The following is a 24969-nucleotide window of genomic DNA, read 5'->3' on the forward strand; positions in this document are numbered from 1 at the left end:
AGGACAAGACATACATATTTGCCAGCGGCTTGGAGCCGCGGAGGGCTGGGGTGACGAACATGATAACACAAGAAATATTACTCGATTTCATGCGGGAAACTGCATATAAACCAATGACTTATGAAGAGCTGGTGAGCCATTTTGCTCTAGAAGATAGCACAGGGTTTAAAAAGTTCGAGGAACTACTAATTGAATTAGAGCAGGACGGAAGAATTGTATTAACTCGTAATGCACGTTATGGCGTGCCGGAACGAATGGATTTACTGCGAGGCCGGTTACAGGCTCATGCGAAAGGCTTCGCTTTTTTGATCCCGGATGATCGTGATCATCCTGACGTGTACATCCATGCGAATGATCTAAAGGGAGCTATGAATGGCGATATCGTTTTGATCCGTATTACCTCTAAAAGTCCGTCCGGCGGACGTATGGAAGGTGAAGTTGAACGTATTGTAAAACGTGGCGTATTGCAAACGGTCGGCGTATTTCAAAATCTAGAGACCTATGGTTTTGTGCTGCCTGATGATAAACGGATTAACCGTGATATTTTTATTCCTAAGCAATCCTTCATGGGGGCGGTAGACGGGCAAAAGGTCGTTGTGCACATCGTGAATTATCCAGAAGGGCGATCAGCAGCAGAAGGTGAAATTATTGAGATTCTTGGACATAAGGATGATCCGGGAGTCGATATTCTATCTATCATCCGTAAGCATCAGCTACCAGAGGCATTTCCGGCTGAAGTGATGTACGAAGCGGACAATGCTCCGGATTCAATCACAGAAGAGGAAATTGCTGAGCAGGGACGACGCGACTTGCGCGGACTAAACATTGTCACGATTGATGGCGAAGATGCTAAGGACTTGGATGATGCCGTTAATGTTCAGCGATTGGAGAACGGAAATTACAAGCTAGGCGTGCATATTGCGGATGTAGGTTATTACGTACGTGAGAGCTCTGAACTTGATAAAGAAGCGTACGATCGGGGCTGTAGCGTATATTTGGTGGATCGGGTTATTCCGATGCTTCCTCACCGTTTGTCTAACGGGATTTGTAGCTTGAACCCACAGGTTGACCGCTTAACGATGTCCTGCGAGATGGAATTTAACGAACAAATGAAGGTTGTGAAGCACGATGTCTTTACCAGTGTGATTCGCACCAAAGAAAGAATGACTTATTCTAATGTTCGTAAAATTTTGGAGGATGAAGATCCAGAATTGCTGGAGCGTTATAGTCCATTAATCGATGATTTCCGTCTCATGAAAGAACTGGCGATGAAGCTGCGCGATGCGCGGATGCGGCGGGGCGCGGTAGATTTTGATTTCGAAGAGAGCAAAATCATTGTGGATGAGAACGGCAAGGCTGTAGATATTGTGAAGCGTGAGCGTTCTGTAGCGGAGCAGATTATCGAGGAATTTATGCTCGCAGCGAATGAAACGGTCGCTGAGCATTTCCACTGGCTGAAGGTTCCGTTCCTTTACCGGATTCACGAAGATCCAGACCCAGAGAAGCTGCAGAATTTTATGGCTTTTGCGGCTAATTTCGGATATCACGTGAAGGGACGCGGCAATTCGGTTCATCCACGTGCTTTGCAGGATCTGTTGGAGCAAATCCAAGGAACTAAAGAACAGACCGTTATTAGCACAATGATGCTGCGTTCCATGAAGCAGGCGAAATATGATGCAGAGAGCACAGGCCATTTCGGACTCGCTGCAGAATACTATTCTCACTTTACTTCTCCAATTCGCCGGTACCCCGATCTGGTTATTCACCGCGTAATGCGTGAAGTGATTGAGAATGGAGGGGCGCTGAGCCAGAAACGACATGATTATTTGGCCGGCCGGATGCCTGACATTGCTCAGCAGTCCTCGGAACGTGAGCGTGTGGCGGTAGAGGCTGAACGTGATACAGAGCAGCTGAAGAAAGCTGAATACATGCAAGATAAAGTGGGCGAGGAATTCGAGGCTATGGTCAGCAGTGTGACCAGCTTCGGAATGTTCATCGAGCTGGACAACACCGTCGAAGGACTCATTCGTCTGAGTGCAATGAGCGACGATTATTATCACTTCGACGAGGCGCATATGGCGCTCATTGGCGAGCGCACATCACGGGTGTTCCGTATTGGCGACGAGGTGAAGATTCGAGTCGCCAAGGTAAATATGGATGACCACACGATCGATTTCGAGTTGGTCGACATGAAACCGCGCGCGCCAGGCGAGCATCGCAGCGGTGGTTTTGGAGGCAGCCGCGGTGGCAAAGGCGGCCGTTCAGGTGGCAGCGGCTTCGGCAAGCCAGCCGCTGGGGGTAAAGCCGGCGGCGGCAAGGGCCGCGGCGGTAAAGGCAAGCCCGGCGCAGCTGTAGGCGCGGGCAAGGGCAAGCCGGGCGCAGGTGTGCGCGCCGGCGAAGGGCCGCGCGAAGCGGCCGGTGCTGTTGCACCGGGCGGACGCGGAAAGCGGAAGCGCGGGCGTGATGCCGGCGAGGATGCGAGCCGGGGTGTTGCGGCGCCGGGCGGAAGCACCGGCGCAGAGCGCGGGGGCGAAGCCGGCGGCAACGCAGGCGCACCGCGTGAGCGCAGCGGCGGGCGAGGCCGCGGTGGGGACAACGGCGGTGCCGGTGGTGGACGCGGCATCAGCTTCGGCTTTGGCTCCGGCAAAGGCGGATATGGCGCTCCTGCGTCCGAGTCTTCCGGCGGCGAAGTTCGCGGCCTGGACGGCAGCACGAAGTTCCGCAGCCGCGAGGACCGCGGCGGTAACTTTGGCGGTGGAGAAGGTCGTAACGGCGCTCCAACAGGTAAAGGTCGCCGGAAAAAGAAGAACAAAAGCGGTGTGTTCATCGGTCAGTCCGTGACACCGGGCAACGTTCAGACGTCTGAACAAGCCACTTCTAAACGTAGTGACACTACGGGCAGCGCTCCAGACGGAGCTCCTCGTAAGAGAAAGAAGAAATAAATAACGTTATGGGCTACGTTTCGTAGCTCTATGACGCAAGATTAAGCACCGCCCCTTTGCTGGGGGCGGTGCTTTTTTAATTGTTTTCTGCAGCTCGGCTCAAGTGTGAAATTATTGTTTCTGAACGAGAATATTGGTTGCCACAAGTTTGTTGAGTTAATAGTCAGAAGACGCTATGTGACAGCGCCGTTTTGTAACTATGACACTTGGATTGGAGCAAAGTAACTAGTGTTATCACAATGCTTATTTTTAACTGCATAATGTGCAGTTAAAATTCTGGGGTTTCAGTAAAGAATGAGGTTAATTGCACTTTGTACATCTAAATTGGATCAGTACCTTCAAAACGGCATGACTTCGAGTTTTTAACTGCAGAAAGTACAACTAAACAACCATCGAGTGACTATATATATTACATAGATGTATAAAGTGCATTTATGTAGCTTAATTAGCTTTAGTGTATGAGGGAGAGAGTGAATAAAAAAGGGTATGAGTTAATTGGGATGTGTGAATATAGAAACATAAACGTCTTTTTATCAACAAATGTAATTAAAGTTAATTAATGGGTAAGCTTACTGACAACTAGTTGTCAAAATGACTAAGAAAGGATTACCTGATCCTTCCTTGCGCACAATCGATTCCATTTGTTACAATATAGATCAGACGTTCGATGACTATGTCGTTTAAGATTGGAGAGACATGGTTACTTTAACTTATGAATATGATTCAAGGAGTGATTCTCATGGGTAAAAAAGCAGACGGGAAAGTACTTGCCCAGAACAAAAAAGCTTCCCATGATTATTTTATCGAGGATACTTATGAAGCTGGCTTGGTGCTGACAGGTACAGAGATCAAGTCGCTGCGTAATGGCCGCGCTAATATTGGTGATGCTTTTGCTACGATCCGTAACGGTGAGATTCACATTCACAACATGCATATCAGCCCTTTTGAACAAGGTAATCGTGCTAACCCTACTGACCCGACGCGTACTCGTAAATTGCTGATGCATAAAGAGCAAATTCATAAACTGCTGGGCTTGTCCAAGCGAGATGGATTTACGATTGTGCCACTCAAGGTATATGTGCGAAACGGTTATGCGAAGCTGTTGATTGGTCTTGGTAAAGGTAAGAAAGAGTACGATAAACGTGACTCTGCTGCTAAGCGTGATGCTCAGCGTGATATCCAGCGTGTATTGCGTGAGAAGCAAAAGATAGCCAGATAATCTAGGAAGAATAGACGATTCAAATGAGTACCAGTTTCCACCTTCAATTCCTTTAACCCACGTGTTAAAGTATTGATAAATGTGATATACTGAGTAAGTAAGATTATTGCTTCGTTACAGACTTCTTGAAGAAGAAGCTGTGGATTGGATCTCTCTTGCTTGGAAGATCCGCTTGATCCGAAGCGCCCTTTATAATGAGGGGCCGTTCTTGGATTCGACGGGGGTAGTTCGAGCATGAGTAGCGAGTAGTGGGGACGCGTCCGCTTCATCAACGCTAAAGCCTATTAAACGGCAAACAACAAAACAACTACGCTTTCGCAGCCTAAGAAACTGCGCGCGTGCTTCTACCCTGCATCGCCCATGTGATAGGGATAGGGGCTAACAAGTAGTGGGATACGCCGTCTGGTCTCCGCCTGGGGTCAACGGAAGAAGATAATCAGGCTGACCCAACGTATAGCCGGTTACGGGGCGATACTCGGGTGACATCAAAACTGTGACTACACTCGTAGAAGCTTATGTGCCGTTATCTTCGGACAGGGGTTCGACTCCCCTCGGCTCCATAAGAAAAACCCGCTAAATAGCGGGTTTTTTGCTGTTTAGTGGTTGAATTGTATACTGAATGTAGACAAGGAATTATGGGGAACTAAATGTGTTCATTATTGTAGACATGCTGTTTACATCTAAAATTAGATCATTCACATTGAAGTTAATAATTAGTGGCACATTTTCCGAAAGTACATCTATAAGAGCTTGAACTGAAATAAGATTATGGCATTAAGCATCAAAAGCAAAACATTCGGAGGAATTACTATCATGAGTTTTACTATTGATTATGTTAAAAATAAAAACAGAATTATTGTAACATCGGACGGTATGGAAGTTGAGGATGCCCTTGCGTACGCGGAACAATTTCCGAGAGTACTGAAGAAAACTAAACGAGGGTTTACAGGTATGACTGTAATTACTGGTGGCTTGGTATTTAAGCAAGAAGTGATGGCAATTCTTGCTCCAACTGGTGAAGATGCTGTGAAAGCTGGGATCTCTACAAAACACAAATGGGTGTATGTTGCGCCTACCGCGTTCTACAAAACGCAAATGCATCGTATGTTTAAAGATATTGCAAACTTGTACGAATCGATAGAAGAAGCTGAAGCTTATCTTGATTCCGCAGGCAATTAGCAACTTCTAAAAAATATATATGTAAACCTTCTGGCTGGTTAGAATGCTTCTAGGGTGACATCAAAACTGTGACTACACTCGTAAAAGCTTATGTGGCGTTATCTTTGGACAGGGGTTCAACTCTCTCGGCTCTCCTCGGCTCCCCTCGGCTCCATATGGAGTATTATTGAAGACACCTTGAAGGGTGTCTTTTTCATATTTTCAGAGTATGATCTGGACTACGCGTGTTGGTTCATAGAAACGGAGTATCATGCTAGATCCAGTATCTTTCGTATGTGGAATTAAAGATTGCAGTGTAGGAGAGGTGCTTGTCTCGTAATCAAAGATAATCAGCTCTGGAATTGCTATTCATTCAGTCTTAGAATTGTGAAAGTTGTGAAGACCAAAAAAAATTAAGGTTCTATATAGGGATAAAAAAGGCAAACATAGGATGGGATGAGTTAATAAGTAGATATAAATGAAAACCGGTACACTTATGCTATAATTTAATAAAGTGTTTCTGTGCTTTTAGAAAATCGGATAAAGGATGCAATGACCAACCATGTATGAGAATCAGACTTCTATGCACCACAAGCTGTTTATTATCGGCGCAGGTGCTGCCGGACTAATGGCCGCTGTTACTGCGTGTGATATGGGTATCGATACTGCCATTCTGGAGGGTAACGACCGGATTGGAAAGAAGATATTAATGACAGGTGATGGCCGCTGTAACATTACAAATGAATCCACTGCAACGGGTACAGATGAAGCAATCGCTTTATCGCGCAAGTATCACAGTAATCAGGCCGGATTTCCACTTGCGGTATTGCAGCAATTTGGCATCCGTCAGACCATAGATTTTTTCTCCTTTCTCGGGCTTCCGCTTACAAGATTGAAGGAGGGCTTGATGTATCCGATGTCGCTGCAGGCAGCAGCGGTACTGGATATTTTCCAGCTTGCGCTGGAGGATCGGAATGTTCCGGTGTACCTCAATAATAAAGTGTTGGATGTTACTGTTTCGAGGAATCATCCGCGCTTCACGATAAAATGCCAAACGGAGACAGAGGAGCAGGTTGTTTATACTAGCGACTATCTACTTCTATCTGCGGGTGGCCTTGCCGGTCCAAATGCGGGAAAAGAACCCCCTGGGTATACACTTGCTGAACGTCTGGGACACACCCTGATTGAGCCTTTGCCGGCGATTGTACAATTGAAGCTGCAATATCCGAATATGAGGGCTCTGTCCACTATCAAATCTCAGGGACAAGCTCATATCATTGTGAACGGTAAAGTCATCTGCAGTGAACAGGGTGAAATTGCCTTCACGGATTATGGTATTACCGGCCCGCCAATTCTTCAGCTAAGCAGGAAGGCTGCGTATCATCTTGCAAGAGGAGAACAGGTAACATTGTCGGTTGATCTGATGCCGGGCCGCACGGAGGAAGAGTTGGTTGAGTTTTTAGAAAGGCTCTGGGAGACCTTTGGACACCGGACTGTGGCGGATTGTCTTGTTGGCATCTTTAATAAGAAGCTTGTTTCTGTCCTACTAAAAGAGACTGGCTTAGATCAACAGCCAGAGCTGCTTTGCCAGGATCTATCGATGAAAACCAAGGGGAAATTTTATCGAATCTTGAAGCGTTGGGAATTTAAAGTGACGGATACCAATGGCTTTACGAATGCGCAAGTGACAGCAGGTGGCATTGATACGTCGGAGCTCATTGAAGGAACGCTGGAATCCAAGCTGGTGCCTGGGCTGTATTTGGCTGGCGAAGTGATGGATGTGGACGGAGATTTCGGCGGCTATAACCTGCAATGGGCCTGGAGTTCCGGATATGTGGCCGCCATGGCGATAGCTAAGTCAATTCAATAAATTTATTAGGAAAAGGGATGCATCAATTAACATGTATAAGGATCAGACTTCTAAGCACCACGAGCTGTTCATTATCGGTGGGGGTGCTGCAGGTCTAATGGCTGCAGTTACAGCGAGGGATCAAGGTATTGATACAGCAATTATTGAAAGCAATGACCGGCTTGGGAAGAAAATAATAACGACGGGTAACGGGCGTTGCAACATTACGAACCAATCCACCGCCACCGGTACGGATGAAGCGGCCGCTTTATCACGCAAATATCACAGTAATCAGGAAGGATTCCCAATACATGTATTGCGGCAATTCGGTGTCCGCCAAACGATCGAGTTTTTCTCCTCGCTCGGGCTTCCCTTTGTAAGCTTGGAGAATGGCCGGATGTATCCAATGTCGCTGCAGGCGGCTTCGGTGCCGGGTGTATTTAAGCTGGCGCTGGAGGATCGGAATGTTCCCGTATATTATAAACATAAAGTGTTGGATGTTACCGTTTCGGCGGGACATCCGCGGTTCGCGATAACCTGCCAGACGGAGACAGAGGAACAGGTTGTGTATACTAGCGACTATCTTTTTCTATGTGCAGGCGGCCTTACCGCTCCGAAAACAGGAACGGACGGCTCCGGTTATACGCTTGTCCAACGTCTGGGGCACACCCTGATCAACCCGGTGCCAGGCATTGTACAATTGAAGCTGGATTATCCGTATTTGAAGGAACTATCGGGCATTAAATTTGAGGGAGAGGCCCATGTTATCGTAAACAATGAAGTCATCCGCACTGAGTCTGGTGAGATTCTTTTTACGGACTATGGTATCTCGGGCCCGCCCATACTTCAGCTCAGCAGAAAGGCTGCGTATAATCTCGGAATAGGAGAATCGGTGACATTGTCGGTTGATTTAATGCCGGAGCGCACGGAGGAAGAGTTAATTGATTTTCTGGAGATCCACTGGGGGATCTTCGGACACCGGACGGTTGCCGATTCCCTTATAGGTATCGTCAGCAAGAAACTGATTCCAGTACTGCTGAAGGAGGCTGGAATTGATCAACAGCTGCACCTGCTTTGTCAGGATCTTTCGTGGAAAACCAAGAAGATATTTTATAAAATTTTGAAGCGTTGGGAATTTAAAGTGACCGATACCAATAGCTTTACTAATGCACAAACAACAGCCGGTGGCATCGATACGACGGAGCTAATCGAAGGAACGTTAGAATCTAAGTTAGTCCCTGGGCTGTATTTGGCAGGTGAAGTGATGGATGTCGATGGAGATTGCGGCGGCTATAACCTGCAATGGGCCTGGAGCTCTGGCTATGCCGCAGCGATGGCACTTGCTGATCGACGTAATGGCAACACGTAAGGAGACAGATGGTTTACGGACTCTTGGCACGTTGCAGTGAAATACTTGCATGCATTGAACATGCGGTGACTAATTGTGGATTGGTTATGCCTCTGCTCATATGGATTAAAAGTAGAAGACACCTTAATAGGTGTCTTTTTTTATTGACCGGGAAATCATACTCTTATTAACTATATAACTTCACTTTCAACAATTACCGATAGAATAACGAGCTTGATATATAAAAGCATACAACAATAGTATTGTTGATGCTGCGAGTCTTATTTATGCGAACTCTGATGCTGGAACAGCTGCGGCAAAAGCAACCTCATTTGATGCCTACTTAGCATCGTCGAGAAATGAAACCGTCCCAAGTTCATACAAAACACTAAAAGGCGGCACAACGTATAACAATTTCGATACGATCGTTGATACGGGAGCGAAGGTATCTGACATTGATGACGTGAACGCAGTTGAACAGATTGTTACGGCAGAGGCTGGACGATTGAATGGCGGAGACTTCACATGGCAGTTTAATAATTCAGTGGATGACACCTCGTCTGCACTTAATACAGCTCTGATGTCCAAAATAAGAAGTTACACCACTGGGCTTGTATCTGTAGGCGGTAACTCCAACTCAACAGAGCCGACACCAACACCAACACCAACACCAACACCAACACCAACACCAACACCAACACCAACACCAACACCAACACCAACACCAACACCAACACCAACACCAACACCAACACCAACACCAACAGTAACAGTAACGCCGAAGCCGACAGTAACACCTACACCGACAGTAACTCCGGTGCCGCCAACGGGAGCGTATGCCCATAACTTTACGACTGATGGGATTACAAGCGACTTTTTCATTATTCAAGGAAACCTTTCAGCAAATAAAGGAACTGTGATCTACAATGGATTGACACTAACTCAAAGCTTAAAAATCGAGAGTTCAACTAACATTGAGTTCACCTCTAATGAAGGAACTTTGACATTAGTATTTAATTCAGCAGATGGTAACAAAATCAAGATTGATGGAACAAGTTATTCCATGACAGATGGCATTGTTAGCGTAGCGCTAGCAGCAGGCGCACATACCATTACGAAAGATAGTCCTGCCAATCTTTATTACATGCAACTAGATCAGGTTCCAACAACTAGAGCATATGTTCATAACTTTACGACCGATGGAACAATTAGCGACTTCTTCAATATTCAAGGGAATCTCTCAATTAATAAGGGGACTGTGCTATATAATGGTCTAACACTCACTCAAAGTCTAAAAATTGAGAGTCCAACCAGCATTGGGTTTACGACAACTAAGGATTCAACCCTAACATTAGTGTTTAATACAGCTGACGGAACTCAAATCAAGGTCGATGGAACAAGCTACCCGATGACCAATGGTATTGTCAGCTTACTCCTTGCACCCGGTGCCCATACCATTACCAAGGATAGTCCTACGAACCTGTATTACATGCATGTAGAATAAGATGCTTTAATTCCTTACTAATATATATTTCGATATTATTCAGACGGATTCGATTTCCATCGGCTCCATATGAAGTAAAGACACCCTTAGGGGTGTCTTTTGCTTTAGTCCAAACTCTTCCAGTCTCTCTTATATACTCGGCTCTCTTTTTGCCCAGCTATAGTTTTTTTCAGCCAACCCAGTTAAATGAACCGAGCCTCTGACGCATGAAGCCCTATATGAGAAAAGATAGCTCAGCCCTCTTCCCCCAAATCACCCTATTGATGGTAACTTGAATTTTGCGTAGTACTAGAATCTAATTTATAATAATAGACTGATCTAAACTGCTTTAGGAGGAAACAATGGAATTTATCAAAAATCATCTAGACGGATATGGCATAAGTGAACAAATGATTGGGTATCTCTCAAATTTGATCATGGTTGTTTTTATAGCTGTGGTCTCCATAATGGTTAATTTTATAGCCAAAAAAATCGTATTAAAGACAATTATTCATATCATCAATAACAATAGTTATACGTGGGACAATGTCATTTTGGAGAAGAAAGTATTCCATAAGCTGTCGCATCTCATGCCAGCAATCATTATCTATTATTCGGCATCTATCTTCCCATCCTACCAATCTATAATTGAAAAATTTGCTTTAACGTATATGATTATCGTAACTATCATGGTGTTTGATGCATTGCTCAATGCCCTTGATGCGATATATCGTTCGTTCGAGGTTTCCAAGATTAGACCCATTAAGGGATACATTCAGGTAGGAAAAATCGTTCTATTCATCATCGGTGGTATCGTGGTGATCTCGAACCTCATCGGTCAGAATCCTTTAATTATTCTCAGTGGTCTTGGTGCCTTATCGGCTGTTCTAATGCTAATCTTTAAAGATTCCATATTAGGCCTTGTTGCAGGTGTTCAATTATCATCGAATGATATGGTGCGTGTCGGTGACTGGATTGAAATGCCTAAATACAATGCGGATGGTGATGTGATCGACATTACATTAAACACAGTAAAGGTTATGAATTTCGATAAGACAATCACGATGATTCCGAGCTACGCTCTTATCTCGGACTCATTCAGGAATTGGAGAGGTATGCAAGCATCTGGTGGCAGAAGAATTAAGCGAAGCATTTATATCGATACGAGCAGCATAAGCTTTTGTTCCCAAGAGCTGATTGATGAATTTATGAAGATTCAATACCTTACCGATTATGTCACGACAAGACTGAATGAAATTAACACGTACAACCTGGAACATCAGATTAATACAGATAGTATGGTCAACGGTAGACAACTTACGAATGTGGGTGTATTTAGAGAATATATCCATCAATATTTGAGAAATCATCCGAAAATTCATAAGGATATGACACTGATCGTCAGACAGTTAGCACCGGGAGATAACGGTCTGCCATTGGAAATTTATGCTTTCAGTAATGATATTAACTGGGGAGTATATGAATCGGTTCAAGCGGATATCTTCGACCACATTTTTGCGGTTATGCCGACATTTGGACTTCGTGCTTTCCAAAATCCAACCGGCCATGATATCGTCCATCTAAAAGAGAGCGCGCAATTTTCTCGGGAATATTGAGATGGAGCGGAGATAAACTGAGTGATTGTAAAGAGAGCGAATCCCCTTGGTTTCCAACATTATGAACACCATCCTTATGAGGATGGTGTATTTTGTATTTGCTAGCAATGCAATCACTGTATTTTCAGCTAACTTTCAGTTCAATATAAGCTTTGTTTAAGAATAGAAATGTAAACTAATCGTGTATAAAATCTATCGAAAGGCAGTGATATAGTATGCTGAAGCGTACAATGTCTCTTATGCTTGTCTTAATCTTGACAATGACTAGTGTAGTGGGGGTTGCTTCTGCTAGTACAACTACGAAGGAAACGGTTATTAATCTTTCGGATTCAGCAGTAACCGTTGATGGACAGAAGGCGTCAACGAGTTCATCGGCCGCTGTATATACGGGAGCTAGCATTGTGTATTATGAGGACGGACATGACAGTAGCTATGGAGAAGGTACAGATTCAGATACACACAGTGCGGAGGAAGCAGCTAAGCATACAGTTGTGACCATTACAAAACCGGGCGTTTATCGTGTAACAGGCAAGTTATCGAAAGGACAGCTTGCAATTGATCTTGGGGAGGATGCGGCTTCTGACCCTACAGCGGTAGTAACACTTATTCTAGATGGAGCAGATATTACGAGTACAGTTGCTCCGGCAGTTATTTTCTACAATGTATATGAGCCGTACTCCAATACAGAGGACACTAAAGGAATTGTCGATCTTAGTCATGCAGGTGCACAGGTTATTTTAGCAGATGGCTCTGTAAACACTGTAAATGGCTCTTATGTCGCACGAATTTATAAAGAGGGCACAACGAAAAAACTGCATAAGTATGATGGAGCCTTCTATTCTAAAATGTCCATGAACATTTCTGGAGAAGCTAAAGGAACAGGAGAGCTACATATTACTGCTGCTAACGAAGGGCTCGATTCTGAGCTGCATTTGGCTCTCAATGGTGGAAAGGTTTATATTCAATCCCAGGATGATGGAATCAATACGAATGAGGATGGAATATCGGTTACAAGTATCAATGGTGGATATCTTTATGTGAATGCAGGTCTAGGAGCAGAAGGTGATGGGATTGACTCCAATGGCTACTTAACGATTAACGGAGGAACTATTGTTACTATGGCTAACGACCGTAGTCCTGACGGCGGTATCGATGCAGATAAGGATATTACCATTAATGGTGGTACGGTGCTTGCACTAGGAACGCGTAATGATGCGACCTCTTCTACATCCAAGCAACCGTTTATGGAGTTTTCTTTTGCTACGACACAAGCGAAGGGAAGTATAATTTCATTAAAAGATTCGGCAGGAAATGAATTACTAAGCCATACTGCGGAAAAGAACTTTCAAAGCGTAACCTTCTCATCGGCTGACCTTAAGCTCAATACTGAATATCATCTGTACATTAATGGAGTTCAGCAACAATATACAGGAAATTCATTTGGTATGATGGGTGGCGGAGGCTTTGGTGGTAATCGTCCTAGTGGTGACAACGGCCAAGCTGCTCCTCCAACAGGAGAGCGTCCTACTACTGGAGAAAAACCAGAAGGTACACCTCCATCAATTCCTGATGGGATGCAAGGAAAACCAGAAGGTGGCTTTAATCCAGACGGACAAAACACAACAGTAAGCGGTGAAGGTTCTACAGTATTTAAAATAACCGACTCTATTCATAGCTTTTCAGGTATTTCCGAGGCAACTGATAATAGCGGTAAAACAAAAGTTACCTTTACCGTCAATGACGGAGCCGGCATTCAAAGTGTAGCTTCTGGTAAAAGTGTTGTATTGAAGGGAGTTACAGCAAGTGCAAATGTTCCTGAAAGTGATATTCAGCTAACAGTAACGGACGTACCTTCTGAGAACTATTCTGAAACGTATCTTCTTTCTGAGTTAAAGGATGATTACTCTAAGATTATGCCTAAGGAGGATGGACAATACCGTCTTACCATTGCGGTTGTGTCTTCTAACGAAACCTACACAGGGGTATCACAATGGCAATTTTCAATCGGTATGCCACCCTTCACGGATGTGAAGTCAGACGATGCGTCTTATAATGCCATTAAGACTTTGTATGAAAAAGGAATTATGATTGGAACGAGCTCTACTCAATTTTCACCAAATTCACCAGTAACACGTGCAACTGCGATTACAACTCTTGGTAGACTTCTTAATATAAAGCAGACTGAATCCAACGCCTTCAATGATGTTGTGAAAAATAGCTGGTATAGTGGGTATGTTGGTTGGGCAGTTGAAAATGGACTTGTTATTGGCGATGGAAAAGGAAATTTCATGCCCAATGCTAACCTGACTGCTGAGCAGATGAAAGCTGTTATATCGAGATATGTGGAACTGAATGGATTAAATATTGCGGTAGACGAGCTTTTTCCAAATACTCTTACGGGTACAATGACTCGCGCAGATCTTGCGTCTATATTAAGCAAGCTGCTGTAGATATGAGTAATAAAAAAGACACCCTTTCAGGTGTCTTTTTTATTTTTTCATCTTGAAAAGAAAATATTGCTGACGAGTCTAATGAAAGTTCCCGGTTTCATTTTCCGTGAATTTTCCATTGCTGTCATGCTGAGCTTGTTTGCGGCGATCATTACGGGCTTGTTGCTGCTGTTGGGCTTCCAGGCTGTTTACGGGAGTGGCTTCCAATTCTTTTACGGTGTTGATCAGATTCTTGTCTGGTTGATTTGCACTCAATTGAAAATTCCTCCTTGATTACCTAATGGTTGTGAATTTTATTATGTGCTGGCTACTGTGAGGCTATTCGTAATGTATTTTCATTCTATATGCCATTATTTTGGATGTTATCTTACTGTAATGTCTTGAAAATCAGGCCCAGCTTGTCTAAGTTATCTCCACCACGACCTAAGAAACCTGCGACATAGCTACCTGAAGGAGCAGACAAAGTGTAAGAGGTTCCACTTTTTGTCCCTGCGGCTACTTTGCGGTTTTGATTTGTTGTCAATTCAAGATAGAATATCCGATCGCTGCCTTTATAGCTGTTTTTGTACACCACAGCGCTTGTGATGAACTCCCCGCTGTTAAGTGTGAGCGATGCTGCTGTACCGCCTGTGCCGCCATTCAACAGCGAGGTTCCATCGGCGTATTGCATAGCTATGGAATCTAGACGGCTTGCTCCTTTTAAGGTTACGGAGGTTGGACTGCTTGTGGATACGGCTTTACTTCAAGCCTTCTATATACATAGACTGAGTAGTATGATTTGCTAATATGTATTAAGAGTACTAATTAGAGGAGGAATCCAGTGGATAAATACAACATCCATAGCGACTTTGAACCCTACGCGAAGACAAAACTCCCTTTAAATCCTTTGATATTGCCAATTTTGAATAAACTCATAGCGAGAAGTGCGAGAAAATTCAACTCTACTGAAGGCGTGAATGTAACGAAAGAAGTTATTTCAGGCTATAAAGACGGAAGCGTTGAGCTGACGATAATTGAACCTGATGGTATTCCAAAGAATGCTCCTTGCCTTATTTACATTCATGGAGGAGCATTTGTCCTAAAAGCAGCACCTGCTCATATCCATTGGGTCTGTGAGTATGCTTCAAAAACACCTTGCATAGTGGTATTTGTGGATTATAGACTAGCCCCGAAATACGCTTTTCCATTTGGTGTCGAGGATTGTTATGCAGCATTCGAGTGGGTCTGCAATCATGCGGACGCCTTAGGCATTGATAAGAGTAGAATAGCAATTGGGGGAGATAGCGCGGGTGGCGCACTTGCTGCTGCAGTGACTTTAATGGCACGCGATAGGCAAGCTCCTCTTATTTGTTATCAAATGCTACTTTATCCAGTAACAGATGCAAGACAGACTACGGAATCCATTAAAGAGTTTACAGACACACCACTGTGGAACTCCAAACTTAATAAGAAAATGTGGGAATTGTATCTCAAGAATGGAGTAGCCGCTAGCAAGAGAGAATATGCATCTCCTATGGAAGCAACATCATTAAAAGGCTTGCCTGACGCCTATGTTGAAATTACAGAGTTTGATTGTTTGCGGGACGAAGGAATTCATTACGCAGAGGCTTTACAAAAAAGTGGGGTTCAGGTTGAATTGTATCACACCAAGGGAACCGTTCATGGGTATGATATAGCTGAAAAAAGTGAAATTGTGCAGCAGAGTGTAACACGAAGAATTGAGGCTTTACGAGGAGCTTTCAAGTAGAAAAAATGAATCAAGCCGTGGGCATCTTTTCGATGATCCACGCGTTTGATTCTTTTTTATTTTATCATCCATAAAATGTAAAAATGTCATAATAATTTGATGACTGCTGTCACTATTTATCTTAATTTAAAAGCATTACAATAAAGGATGGTCCTAAAGCTTAGCTATTGCTAGAGTTGAGGCTTACTCAATCCTAAAAGAATTAACTATTTACACTGGAGGCAGCTCTTGAAGATGAACCCACAACTGTTACGAGATTTCCCGTTCTTCGAACATCTTGATGATGAATATTTAGCTGAAATTGCCAAGCTATGTAGTGAGCGTACTTATATAAAAGGAGAGTCCATCTTTTTTGAAGGTGAAGAGGGAGAGGAACTCTATCTGGTGATCTCAGGAGTTGTTCAAATCTATCAAGATAACCACTCTAGGGATGTGATCCTTTCTATTTTTAGAGAAGGTGACTTCTTTGGAGAGATGGCTTTGCTGCAAAATGAAAGAACACGCTCTGCTTCTGCAAGGACCATTGAGAAGTCCACCTTATGTATTCTGAAAAAACGCGATTTCATTCCCCTATTAAAAAGTAACCCAGAAATACTAATCGGCATTTTGGAAACAGCCTTAGATCGTCTACGTGATGCCAATAAATTAATAACAGACTTGACTGTTATTGACGTGCGTACGCGCATTGCTCGCGTGTTGTTGCGTCTAACAGAACAGCATGGCGTGCCCAGTGATGAAGGTGTTCTAATCGATTTGAAGCTAACGCATCAACACCTGGCAGATATGACAGGAACGGCGCGTGAGACCGTGACAAAATCATTGCTTGGATTACAGGATGAGCAGTTGATACGTATTGATCAGAGAAAGATACTCGTGTGTAACATAGATAGACTTAGAAATATACTTGACGTAATTTAAATTTGGATATTTGAAAATTGTAATTGGGGTTACAGAACATTAATCGACCTAAATGATATAACAGTATTAACAAAGAACACGAACGACTATTAATAAATGAAAAGAGGAACTGGAATGAGTGTTAAAAAATTGGTTTTATCTATGTCAGGTACTTTTGTACTGGGAATCATTGTAGGCGGGGTCTTGTTATATAACGATGCTGTCTATAACTCCGTTAAGGATGCCCTGAATGGAAATGCCACGCAAAATTCGGTAGGCAGCGTTAATGGAGTGGGTGGTGTGACACAGGTTAATATTCAGGGTATGGATCTTGAAACAGCATTGATGGCTGTACAGTCTAGTCGTGCAAGTATGTTAGAAAATCAGTTGAAAGACCAAATCGAATCCGTACAAGCCAAGAATGAAACAATCTCAAAACTGAATCAATTGTTGGGAATTATCAATGAAGAGCTAGGGAAGCTTCCTTCAGGTACTGAGGCCAACGCTGCTGTGAATCTGGCAGATGACAAGGGTGCCATGTTTACTGCCATGAGTATGGCTATACCGCAAACAAAAGGCGAGCTTGAGAGTCTGTTGGGACAAATCAAGTCACAGATTGATAGTGCAAGTAATAGTCAGCAAATGGACATGCTGCGCCTGCAAAGTTTATCCAATAAGCGGAACGAAGCTTTCGATGTAATGACGAATTTTGTTAAGAAAATGGAAGATTCCAGAAATAGTATTATAGGAAATATGCGGTGATGAATTAAAACTATGATACCAAGTGCTGCAGTCGATTTTCTACGTGATCATCCGTTATTACGAGGTATTCCTGATGATGAGCTACGAAATGTAATTAACGCTATAAAACTTATGTCTTTAGAGGATGGACAACGACTTCTTATGGAAGAGTCCACCTCTAAGGACTGTTTCATTATATGGCAAGGGAAAGTGCAAGTCACCTCGGTGAACTTAGTTGGAAAGGCGCTGCTCTTAGCTGAACTTGGACCGGGAGAGTTAGTAGGAGAGATCGGTCTTATTCGGAACGTACAAAGATCAGCTAGTGTTACGGCAATCGGACCAGTAAAGGCGTTGCGTCTGGACCGTTCCTCGTTCGAATATTTGGCGAGCCTGAGTCCGCTATTTTATGAGAGTGTGCTTGTGAACATACGGATTCGAATGATCCATAGTATGCTTCGCAAAGCGACAATCTGGTCGGTCATACCTGATGCTGAACTTCGGGGTCTTGCAGAGATTACAACGATTAAGAAAGTAACGAAGGGCGAAGAGATTATCGCGGAAGGTACGGATGTTGATCAATTTCTCATGATAAGCAGCGGAAGCATCGAGCTTTGCAGCCGAAAGCGGCGTAAGACTATTCTTCGAGAAGGGGATTTTTATGGAGAGACAGAGTTACTAACGGACACGGTTTCCTCGCACACGTTGATCGCGGTAGAAGATAGTGAATTACTGATCATGGGTAAGTTAGAATTCTTAACTATACTTGACTATTATGCTCCGGTTCGTCAACAACTCATAGAGGTTCTAAATATACGAACACCTCATATGTTGGAGAAAGTTACTATCGCCTTTGGCGGGGAGTCTATTGTAGAGGATAATAAATCGCTACCTAAGGCCAAGGACAAGTGGATGGAGCAATTACTCTGGCTGGTAGGTGGATTCCTTGTCTTATCCTTCTTGGCACTATTCCTTCATAGCCAATGGTGGAAGATCGCCGCTTTAATTGTTGGAGGTGTTGTGGGTCCTGTAGCATTCGTAGCTTTTATGAGAAGTCAGCAGTTAATAGGCTTTCGCCAGAGGAGGCTTGGTTTAGTTTTTGTGTCCACGGCGATTGTTGCTATCCCTCTGGCTTGGTATTTAGAGCGGATTTGGCTTTTTGAAGTAAAAGCAAATTCCTCCGACTTTTCGCAGCTTTACGTACCGTTGTCTGTAGCTCTAATTGAAGAAACTGCAAAATTATTAGTCTGTGTGATGCTCGTTCGGACGCGAAAAATCCATTTTCTGATGGATGCAGTGGTGTTTGGTGCCGCAGCAGGAATGGGATTTGCTGCAGTGGAAAGTATTATTTATGGATGGGTACATATTGATGATGCCTCTTCACTTGGAATGCTCGCCGTCCTATGGATGAGAGCATTATTATCTCCCTTCGGTCATGGAACATGGACTGCTATTGCAACTGTGGGTATCTGGTATGCAAGCAGCATGCATAAGAACTCGAACTTGGGTGGCAGTAAGCCGTGGACGAAAGGGCGACGTGCAATGGAGATGTTTTTGGCAGCAGTCGTGATGCATGCATTATGGAATTATCACTTTGAATCGGGTCTGATGAAGGCGGGTGCTATGGCCTTAGTCGGGTTTGTGGGTCTCTATTTATTGTTCTCACTCATTCGCAGGGGAAGAAGAGAGGAGTTCCATGCATTGAATATGTTAAATCCAACCACGCATGAGGCGATAAGGCATGACGATCAAGTGAAGCCTAAGACGCAGGAGCTTTTTTGTGAAGGCTGCGGGTCAATGTCTCCTCAAGGTACTCGCTACTGTGCACGCTGTGGCCAGGCATTAAGGGTGAAATGATAATTAACTTTGACGTAGAGCCAAAAGCTCCGTTCCTAGTGGAACGGAGCTTGTTTGCGTGCTCATTTAGAAACATGTAAAGGATTGGATGGACTCCAAGCTCAATCCTGTATACACCCAGAACCTTCCGTTCCACTGAAATCCAGCAACCGAGGTACGTCCTACGAAAACCGGGTAAAACCAGAATTGATTTCTATTGACAAGCCAAATGTACGTATTCCGAAACAAACAGCCAGCAATTGCTCCCGGGTCGACAGCAAGGGGCGAAACCGCAGATTGCTGAGGGATGAATTCTGGGGGAGGTGAGCTGGGTGCTGTGAGTCCTGGTTGCCCGGGGCCTGGCTGTCCCGCCTGTCCCGGTTGCCCTGGGAATCCTGGGAAACTTGGAGGTGGTAAAAATGACATAATCTTGTCACTCCTTAATGGATGGGCTAAAACATTGTATGTAGAAGCGGAGAAAAGTGAATGGGCGTTTCGAAGATTCTTTACTATGTTTCGCGGGGGATGAAATGTTTTCTGGATTATGCGTTAAACGAGAAGACAGCTCATTGCAAGAATGAACAGTGGCTTACAATGTCATGTGGATATTATTCCCTTTATAAATTAAGCGCATGAATAACCCATGGAGGTTATAATAGACACAAAGAAGAACCGATGCTTACTAACCAACAGTACAATAGACCCCGTATCTTACGATGGGTGGGGTCTATTTTTTTTGGCGTAAGGCTGTTATGAAAGCTGTGTAGTCGGTATTATTGAAAGGTGATTTAAATGCTGAAAGCTTATGGTTGGCTCACTTTTTGTGTAGTCGTATGGGGTAGCAACTTTGTGTTTGGAAAGATCTTAGTTCAGGACTTCTCCCCCAGTCTGTTAACATCACTGAGACTTTTATTTATAGTGTTATGTCTAGTTGGAATAACAGCTTACAAAAAGAGTTTTAAGCTGGTGGGTAAATCGGATGTCCTACTAATTTTATCTTTAGGTGTTATTGGTGTGTTTATTAATCAATGGTCCTTTTTTAAAGGGCTGCAAACGGCTGATCCAACGACATCTGCAATTATCTTAGCTATGACTCCTATTTTAACGGGCTTGTTAGCCGCTGTTTTTTTAAAAGAAAAATTAACGATTCGTATGCTCATAGGGTCCATTCTAGCGATCATAGGCATTTATTTTGTCGTTGTAAAAGGTGGATCATCCTCGTTACATTTTGACAAAGGACTACTGTGGATTGTTGTGACGATGATAACATTCGCAATTATGATTATTATGACTAGGGTACTCTCGCAAAGAATAGATCCACTCACGATTACTTTATATTCAAATCTGGTGGGTTTTATATTATCGGTCCCTTTTGCCTTCTCGCTAGATACGCCTATACGAATGAGCTCGAATATTACGGATTGGGCTCTGCTGATTGGAACCGCCATTGTTGTACATGGCATAGCTACTCTGATTTGGAATAACAATATTCGACATGTTAATGCTTCAAAAGCGTCTGTATTATCTAATTTAGAGCCTTTTGTAGCCATGATTATGGGATTAATATTACTGTACAAACCCATCACAGGTGTGGAAGTGTTAGGGTCATTGTTCATTCTGACAGGAGTTATGTTATCTACGTATCAACGAAAAAGTGCGATATTAAACCCGGTGGAATAGCCTGAGGGGGAGAGACTCGGAGACTCATTAATTCTCCGGGTTACAGCCCTTATTTTCACCAATTTATTCATATACTTGTGAATTAGTATCTTAATAGACTTAGATATGTTATAATAAATTTATTGAAGTAGCGTCCTAATAAATACACATAGTGTAGAGGGTTGTTCTTGAATTAATAACCTTGTACCATATGTGTATTTTTTATTTTTAGAGATAAGAATGTCATGTAAATTAAAATTAGGTGGTAATTAGTATGGAAACAGGCACAGTGAAATGGTTTAACGCAGAAAAAGGATTTGGATTTATCGAAGTTGAGGGCGGTAGTGATGTATTCGTACATTTCAGCGCAATCACTGGAGACGGTTTTAAATCTTTGGACGAAGGTCAACGTGTTGAATTTAATATCGTACAAGGCAATCGCGGAGCACAAGCTGAGAATGTCGTAAAACTCTAATATAGAGCTCGAAGCCCCAAACAATATGTTTGGGGCTTTTTTATTTTTTTTCAGGGGATAAAGAACGGGCTGATATCCTGAATCTTTTGATGTTCTGAAGTTAATCAAGCAAATAAAACCATTTTATGGTATGTTTTTTGGTGATTGATGTTATAACTTGGGAGCTGTATAAGGATGATAGGGAATACGACAGACAAAGAACGGACGATATTCGATCATGCTGGAAATACGATCAAGACAGAAGACAGAGAAATTCGAATTCTTGCCAAGTATGAAGAGCCGCTGGTTGTCCTGTTAGGAAACGTGCTTAGCGATGAGGAATGTAATGAGTTAATTGAGTATTCTAGAGAACGATTGCAACGTTCGAAAATAGGCGAAGACCATGTGGTCAATTCAATTAGAACGAGCAGCGGTGTGTTCTGTGAGGAGAATGAGACGGTTACAAGAATCGAGAAACGATTCTCACAAATTATGAATATCCCTATCGAGCACGGTGATGGCTTGCAAGTCCTTTTGTATATCCCTGGTCAAGAGTATCTACCCCATCATGATTTCTTCGCACAAACGAGTCGAGCAAGTAGCAATAATCGAATTAGTACGCTCGTGATGTATTTGAATGATGTGGAGGAAGGTGGAGAAACAGATTTCCCTATGCTTAATTTATCTGTGAGCCCTAACAAAGGTATGGCGGTCTACTTCGAATATTTTTATGATAATCATGAATTAAACGAGTCCACCTTACATGCAGGTATGCCAGTAATCAAAGGCGAAAAGTGGGTTGCAACGATGTGGATGAGAAGACAAGTCCTTCGCTCTTCCTAGATGTAAGTTATTGTATTTTTTTAATCTCACTTACTACAGTCAATATATCTTCCAGACAAGACACCCTAAAGGGTGTCTTTTTATATTAAAGTAAGTAATTTTACTGATAATTTCTATAGATTGGAGAGAGGCTAAGGGGGATCGGAGTATTGATTGGAGGATTTACTAGTCACTATGTTATAATATTTATTCACTATTTCAAATAGGGTGAATCTAACATCATGAGAGAGTTTCAAAGTAATCATCACAAGCTGTTTATTATTGGTGGGGGCGCTGCAGGGTTAATGGCTGCCATTACTGCGAGTGACTTTGGTATTGATGCAGCTATATTGGAGGGCAACGACCGGATTGGCAAAAAGATATTAACGACAGGAAACGGTCGCTGTAATATTACGAATAATTCTACAACGATGGAGCCGGAGGAGACGATTGCTTTATTATATAAGTATCACAGTACTCAGCCTGACTTTCCATTGTCTGCGCTGCAGCAATTTGGTATCCAACAAACCATCGACTTTTTTAGAATGCTCGGACTTCCGCTAACAAGCTTGGAGGATGGTCGGATGTATCCGATGTCACTGCAGGCTGGCTCTGTGTTGGATATTTTCCAGCTTGCGATGAAGGACCGGAATGTGCCTGTGTATTTTAATCATAAAGTGTTGGATGTTACTGTGTCGATAGATCATCCACGTTTTAGGATTGTTTGCCAGACAGAGTCGGAGGAGCAGGTTGTATTAACCAGTGATTATCTTTTTCTATGTACAGGCGGTCTTACCGCTCCGAAAACGGGAACGGACGGTTCCGGGTACACCCTGGCTCAACGTTTAGGGCACACGCTTATTGAGCCTTTGCCGGCCATTGTTCAATTGAAGCTGGATTATCCGCATCTAAAGGCATTGTCAGGTGTCAAATTCGAGGGAATGGCTCATATCATGGTGGACGGTCAAACGATCCGCAGCGAATATGGCGAGATTCTTTTCACCGACTATGGTATCTCCGGTCCAGCCATTCTCCAGCTTAGTCGAGTTGCTTCTTATAACTTAGCTGAAGAGAAGCCTGTGGTGATATCGGTCGAATTAATGCCGGACCGCAGTGGCGAAGAAGTAATTGATTTTCTGGAAATGCACTGGGGTACATTCGGGCACCGGACTGTTGCGGAATCCTTTATCGGCATTATCAACAAGAAGCTAATTCCTGTATTAATGAAGGAAGCAGGCATCAATCAGCAGCCTAACCTGCTTTGTCAGGATTTATCGTGGAATACGAAAAAAATAATTTATCGAATCATGAAGAATTGGGAATTCACAGTCATAGGTACCAATAACTTTACTTTCGCCCAAACTACAGCCGGAGGCATCGACACAATGGACATCAACCAAGAAACGATGGAATCCAGGCTTGTTCCCGGGCTCTATTTTGCGGGTGAGGTGATGGATGTGGATGGAGACTGTGGTGGATACAACCTGCAGTGGGCTTGGAGTTCAGGTTATGCTGCAGCAAAAGGGCTTGCTGATCATATAGCAACTAATTCTGAATGATACGAAGAGAAAAGACACCTTAAAGGGTGTCTTTTTTCGTTTAACTGCAATGTCTACTCCACCAAAACACCATTAATGAACGTCATAGTTTTATCTTTGAATTCAAGGATAAACTTGTTTGGGAAATCCAGATCGGTTTGAATCTCCGTCCCCAACATAACTTTTTTACCTACATCATCAAAGGGATTGTGAATCAAGCCCCTAGGGGTATACCTAGTTTCGGAACCAATCACATTATTATTTTCATCGCGGATAAATTTAGTTTTTCCTGAGAACACCAAGTCTTTACCATTTTCCAAAGTTAGATGAACCTCCAGATGAGTCTTTGTCTTCTGATAATCGATGGTCACATCTTTAGAGGATACAGGGAAACCAATTACAAAAAGTCCAATAAGAGCAGCAGCCAGTAGGATTACCGTTAAAATGGAAAAGGCGAGCGTCTTTATATTTTTTGATTTGACCTTTTTAAAATAATTAAGTTTGCTAACTTCTTCTTTATCAACAATAGGCACAATTAGATCTGCTGTTGCGGTCATTTCGTTATAGGACTGAAGGCAGCTTTCACAGGTTTGCAGATGTTTTTCAATCTCTTCGTTGCTATGTACAGAGGTTAGTTTTTCAATATAGGAGGGCAATAAATCCTGAATGATCTCGCATTTCATGAAGATCTTCCTTTCATCAATTTTTGTTTTCCGCGGTAAAAGGTAACTCTTGCCCAAGTCTCATCCCTTCCGAGAATTTCACCAATTTCCCGAAAGCTGAATTCTCCGGTCAAACGCAGATACAATACTTCCTTGGTATTGGGATCAAGTAAATGAAGCTGTTTAAATAACTCCATTTTATCTTGAGCTAAAATGAATTGAGTTTCTGTTGAATTTTCGTTTGAAAAAGCAGGGTCTTCTAATTCTTGAGTCTTCCTTTTGTTCTGCTTGTCCAGCTCCTGATACCACACATGCTTAGCAATCTGACAAAGCCATACGTATACTTTGCAGGTTCCATCATATTTGTGTATGGACTTTATAGCTCTATAAAAGGTTTCTTGGGTGATTTCTTCTGCCAGTAAATGATTATGACAAAAACTGAAAACGAATTTATATACTTGGGTTGAATATTCCCTGTATAATTCCCCGTTGTCCTGCATCCGTTCACCTCCTCAAGTTATATATCCGTAAAATGCTATAAACGTTACAGC

19 protein-coding genes, 1 other RNA gene and 2 pseudogenes are annotated in these 24969 nt (G+C 43.1%); 17 read left to right on the forward strand and 5 right to left on the reverse strand.

Annotated features, from left to right (window positions below):
* Nucleotides 1-59: 59 nt before the first annotated feature.
* The 9 genes and pseudogenes from rnr to NSU15_RS00990 all read left to right on the forward strand — a co-directional run bounded on the left by rnr (nt 60) and on the right by NSU15_RS00990 (nt 14065).
* A complete protein-coding gene (gene rnr / locus NSU15_RS00950; protein WP_339291199.1) occupies nt 60-2942 on the forward strand; it encodes a ribonuclease R in 2883 nt (960 codons plus the stop codon).
* Nucleotides 2943-3681: 739 nt separating this feature from the next.
* Nucleotides 3682-4161, forward strand: a complete 480-nt coding sequence (gene smpB, locus NSU15_RS00955) for an SsrA-binding protein SmpB (protein WP_042123338.1) — start codon at nt 3682-3684, stop codon at nt 4159-4161.
* Between the two features lie 198 nt (nt 4162-4359).
* Nucleotides 4360-4724: a transfer-messenger RNA gene (gene ssrA / locus NSU15_RS00960) on the forward strand.
* Nucleotides 4725-4974: 250 nt separating this feature from the next.
* On the forward strand, nt 4975-5340 hold the full coding sequence (locus NSU15_RS00965; protein WP_042123340.1) for a hypothetical protein: 366 nt from the start codon (nt 4975-4977) through the stop codon (nt 5338-5340).
* 541 nt (nt 5341-5881) lie between these two features.
* Nucleotides 5882-7189 (forward strand): aminoacetone oxidase family FAD-binding enzyme, encoded by a 1308-nt coding sequence (locus NSU15_RS00970; protein ID WP_339288780.1) that lies wholly within the window; start codon nt 5882-5884, stop codon nt 7187-7189.
* A 31-nt stretch (nt 7190-7220) separates the two neighbouring features.
* Entirely contained in the window at nt 7221-8537 is a 1317-nt protein-coding gene (locus tag NSU15_RS00975; protein WP_339288781.1) for an NAD(P)/FAD-dependent oxidoreductase, read from the forward strand.
* Between the two features lie 220 nt (nt 8538-8757).
* Nucleotides 8758-10020, forward strand: a pseudogene (locus tag NSU15_RS00980) (pectate lyase); the annotation flags it as partial.
* A 341-nt stretch (nt 10021-10361) separates the two neighbouring features.
* A complete protein-coding gene (locus tag NSU15_RS00985) occupies nt 10362-11615 on the forward strand; it encodes a mechanosensitive ion channel domain-containing protein (RefSeq protein WP_042123344.1) in 1254 nt (417 codons plus the stop codon).
* A gap of 260 nt (nt 11616-11875) precedes the next feature.
* Complete coding sequence (locus tag NSU15_RS00990) at nt 11876-14065, forward strand: carbohydrate-binding domain-containing protein (protein ID WP_339288784.1); 2190 nt, start codon at nt 11876-11878, stop codon at nt 14063-14065.
* Between the two features lie 78 nt (nt 14066-14143).
* Here NSU15_RS00990 and NSU15_RS00995 read toward each other — a convergent pair whose 3' ends face one another.
* Together NSU15_RS00995 and NSU15_RS01000 are read right to left on the reverse strand one after the other, a co-directional pair.
* On the reverse strand, nt 14144-14320 hold the full coding sequence (locus NSU15_RS00995; protein WP_170880194.1) for a hypothetical protein: 177 nt from the start codon (nt 14318-14320) through the stop codon (nt 14144-14146).
* 112 nt (nt 14321-14432) lie between these two features.
* A pseudogene (locus tag NSU15_RS01000) lies at nt 14433-14750 on the reverse strand (jacalin-like lectin); the annotation flags it as partial.
* Nucleotides 14751-14885: 135 nt separating this feature from the next.
* Here NSU15_RS01000 and NSU15_RS01005 point away from each other — a divergent pair.
* From NSU15_RS01005 to NSU15_RS01020, 4 genes are all read left to right on the forward strand, one after another.
* Nucleotides 14886-15812 carry an alpha/beta hydrolase gene (locus NSU15_RS01005; protein WP_042123350.1) on the forward strand — a complete coding sequence of 309 codons (927 nt, stop codon included), beginning with the start codon at nt 14886-14888 and terminating at the stop codon, nt 15810-15812.
* Nucleotides 15813-16046: 234 nt separating this feature from the next.
* Complete coding sequence (locus NSU15_RS01010; RefSeq protein WP_042123352.1) at nt 16047-16730, forward strand: Crp/Fnr family transcriptional regulator; 684 nt, start codon at nt 16047-16049, stop codon at nt 16728-16730.
* 114 nt (nt 16731-16844) lie between these two features.
* Nucleotides 16845-17471: a hypothetical protein gene (locus NSU15_RS01015; RefSeq protein ID WP_339288786.1), complete on the forward strand. Its 627-nt coding sequence runs from the start codon at nt 16845-16847 to the stop codon at nt 17469-17471.
* Between the two features lie 12 nt (nt 17472-17483).
* Nucleotides 17484-19304, forward strand: a complete 1821-nt coding sequence (locus NSU15_RS01020; protein ID WP_339288788.1) for a PrsW family glutamic-type intramembrane protease — start codon at nt 17484-17486, stop codon at nt 19302-19304.
* Nucleotides 19305-19370: 66 nt separating this feature from the next.
* On the opposite strand, the gene NSU15_RS01025 is transcribed toward NSU15_RS01020, so the two are convergent.
* Complete coding sequence (locus NSU15_RS01025; RefSeq protein WP_042123357.1) at nt 19371-19709, reverse strand: hypothetical protein; 339 nt, start codon at nt 19707-19709, stop codon at nt 19371-19373.
* Nucleotides 19710-20075: 366 nt separating this feature from the next.
* Between NSU15_RS01025 and NSU15_RS01030 the strand changes: the two genes are divergently transcribed.
* The 4 genes from NSU15_RS01030 to NSU15_RS01045 all read left to right on the forward strand — a co-directional run bounded on the left by NSU15_RS01030 (nt 20076) and on the right by NSU15_RS01045 (nt 23777).
* A complete protein-coding gene (locus tag NSU15_RS01030; protein ID WP_339288790.1) occupies nt 20076-20963 on the forward strand; it encodes a DMT family transporter in 888 nt (295 codons plus the stop codon).
* Nucleotides 20964-21216: 253 nt separating this feature from the next.
* The gene (locus NSU15_RS01035) at nt 21217-21417 is read left to right on the forward strand and encodes a cold-shock protein (RefSeq protein WP_042123360.1); all 201 of its coding nucleotides are present in this window, start codon (nt 21217-21219) and stop codon (nt 21415-21417) included.
* Between the two features lie 174 nt (nt 21418-21591).
* The gene (locus tag NSU15_RS01040; RefSeq protein WP_042123362.1) at nt 21592-22239 is read left to right on the forward strand and encodes a 2OG-Fe(II) oxygenase; all 648 of its coding nucleotides are present in this window, start codon (nt 21592-21594) and stop codon (nt 22237-22239) included.
* A gap of 221 nt (nt 22240-22460) precedes the next feature.
* On the forward strand, nt 22461-23777 hold the full coding sequence (locus NSU15_RS01045; RefSeq protein ID WP_042123364.1) for an NAD(P)/FAD-dependent oxidoreductase: 1317 nt from the start codon (nt 22461-22463) through the stop codon (nt 23775-23777).
* Between the two features lie 53 nt (nt 23778-23830).
* Here the strand turns inward: NSU15_RS01045 and NSU15_RS01050 are convergent, their stop codons facing one another.
* Together NSU15_RS01050 and NSU15_RS01055 are read right to left on the reverse strand one after the other, a co-directional pair.
* Nucleotides 23831-24439, reverse strand: coding sequence for a zf-HC2 domain-containing protein (locus NSU15_RS01050; RefSeq protein ID WP_339288793.1), 609 nt, complete (start codon nt 24437-24439; stop codon nt 23831-23833).
* Nucleotides 24436-24918, reverse strand: a complete 483-nt coding sequence (locus NSU15_RS01055; protein ID WP_042123368.1) for a sigma-70 family RNA polymerase sigma factor — start codon at nt 24916-24918, stop codon at nt 24436-24438. The genes NSU15_RS01050 and NSU15_RS01055 overlap by 4 nt, the downstream gene beginning before the upstream one ends.
* Nucleotides 24919-24969 lie beyond the last annotated feature (51 nt).

The organism is Paenibacillus sp. FSL E2-0201 (assembly GCF_037963325.1).
In the GTDB taxonomy this organism is placed as follows: Bacteria; Bacillota; Bacilli; order Paenibacillales; family Paenibacillaceae; genus Paenibacillus_AQ.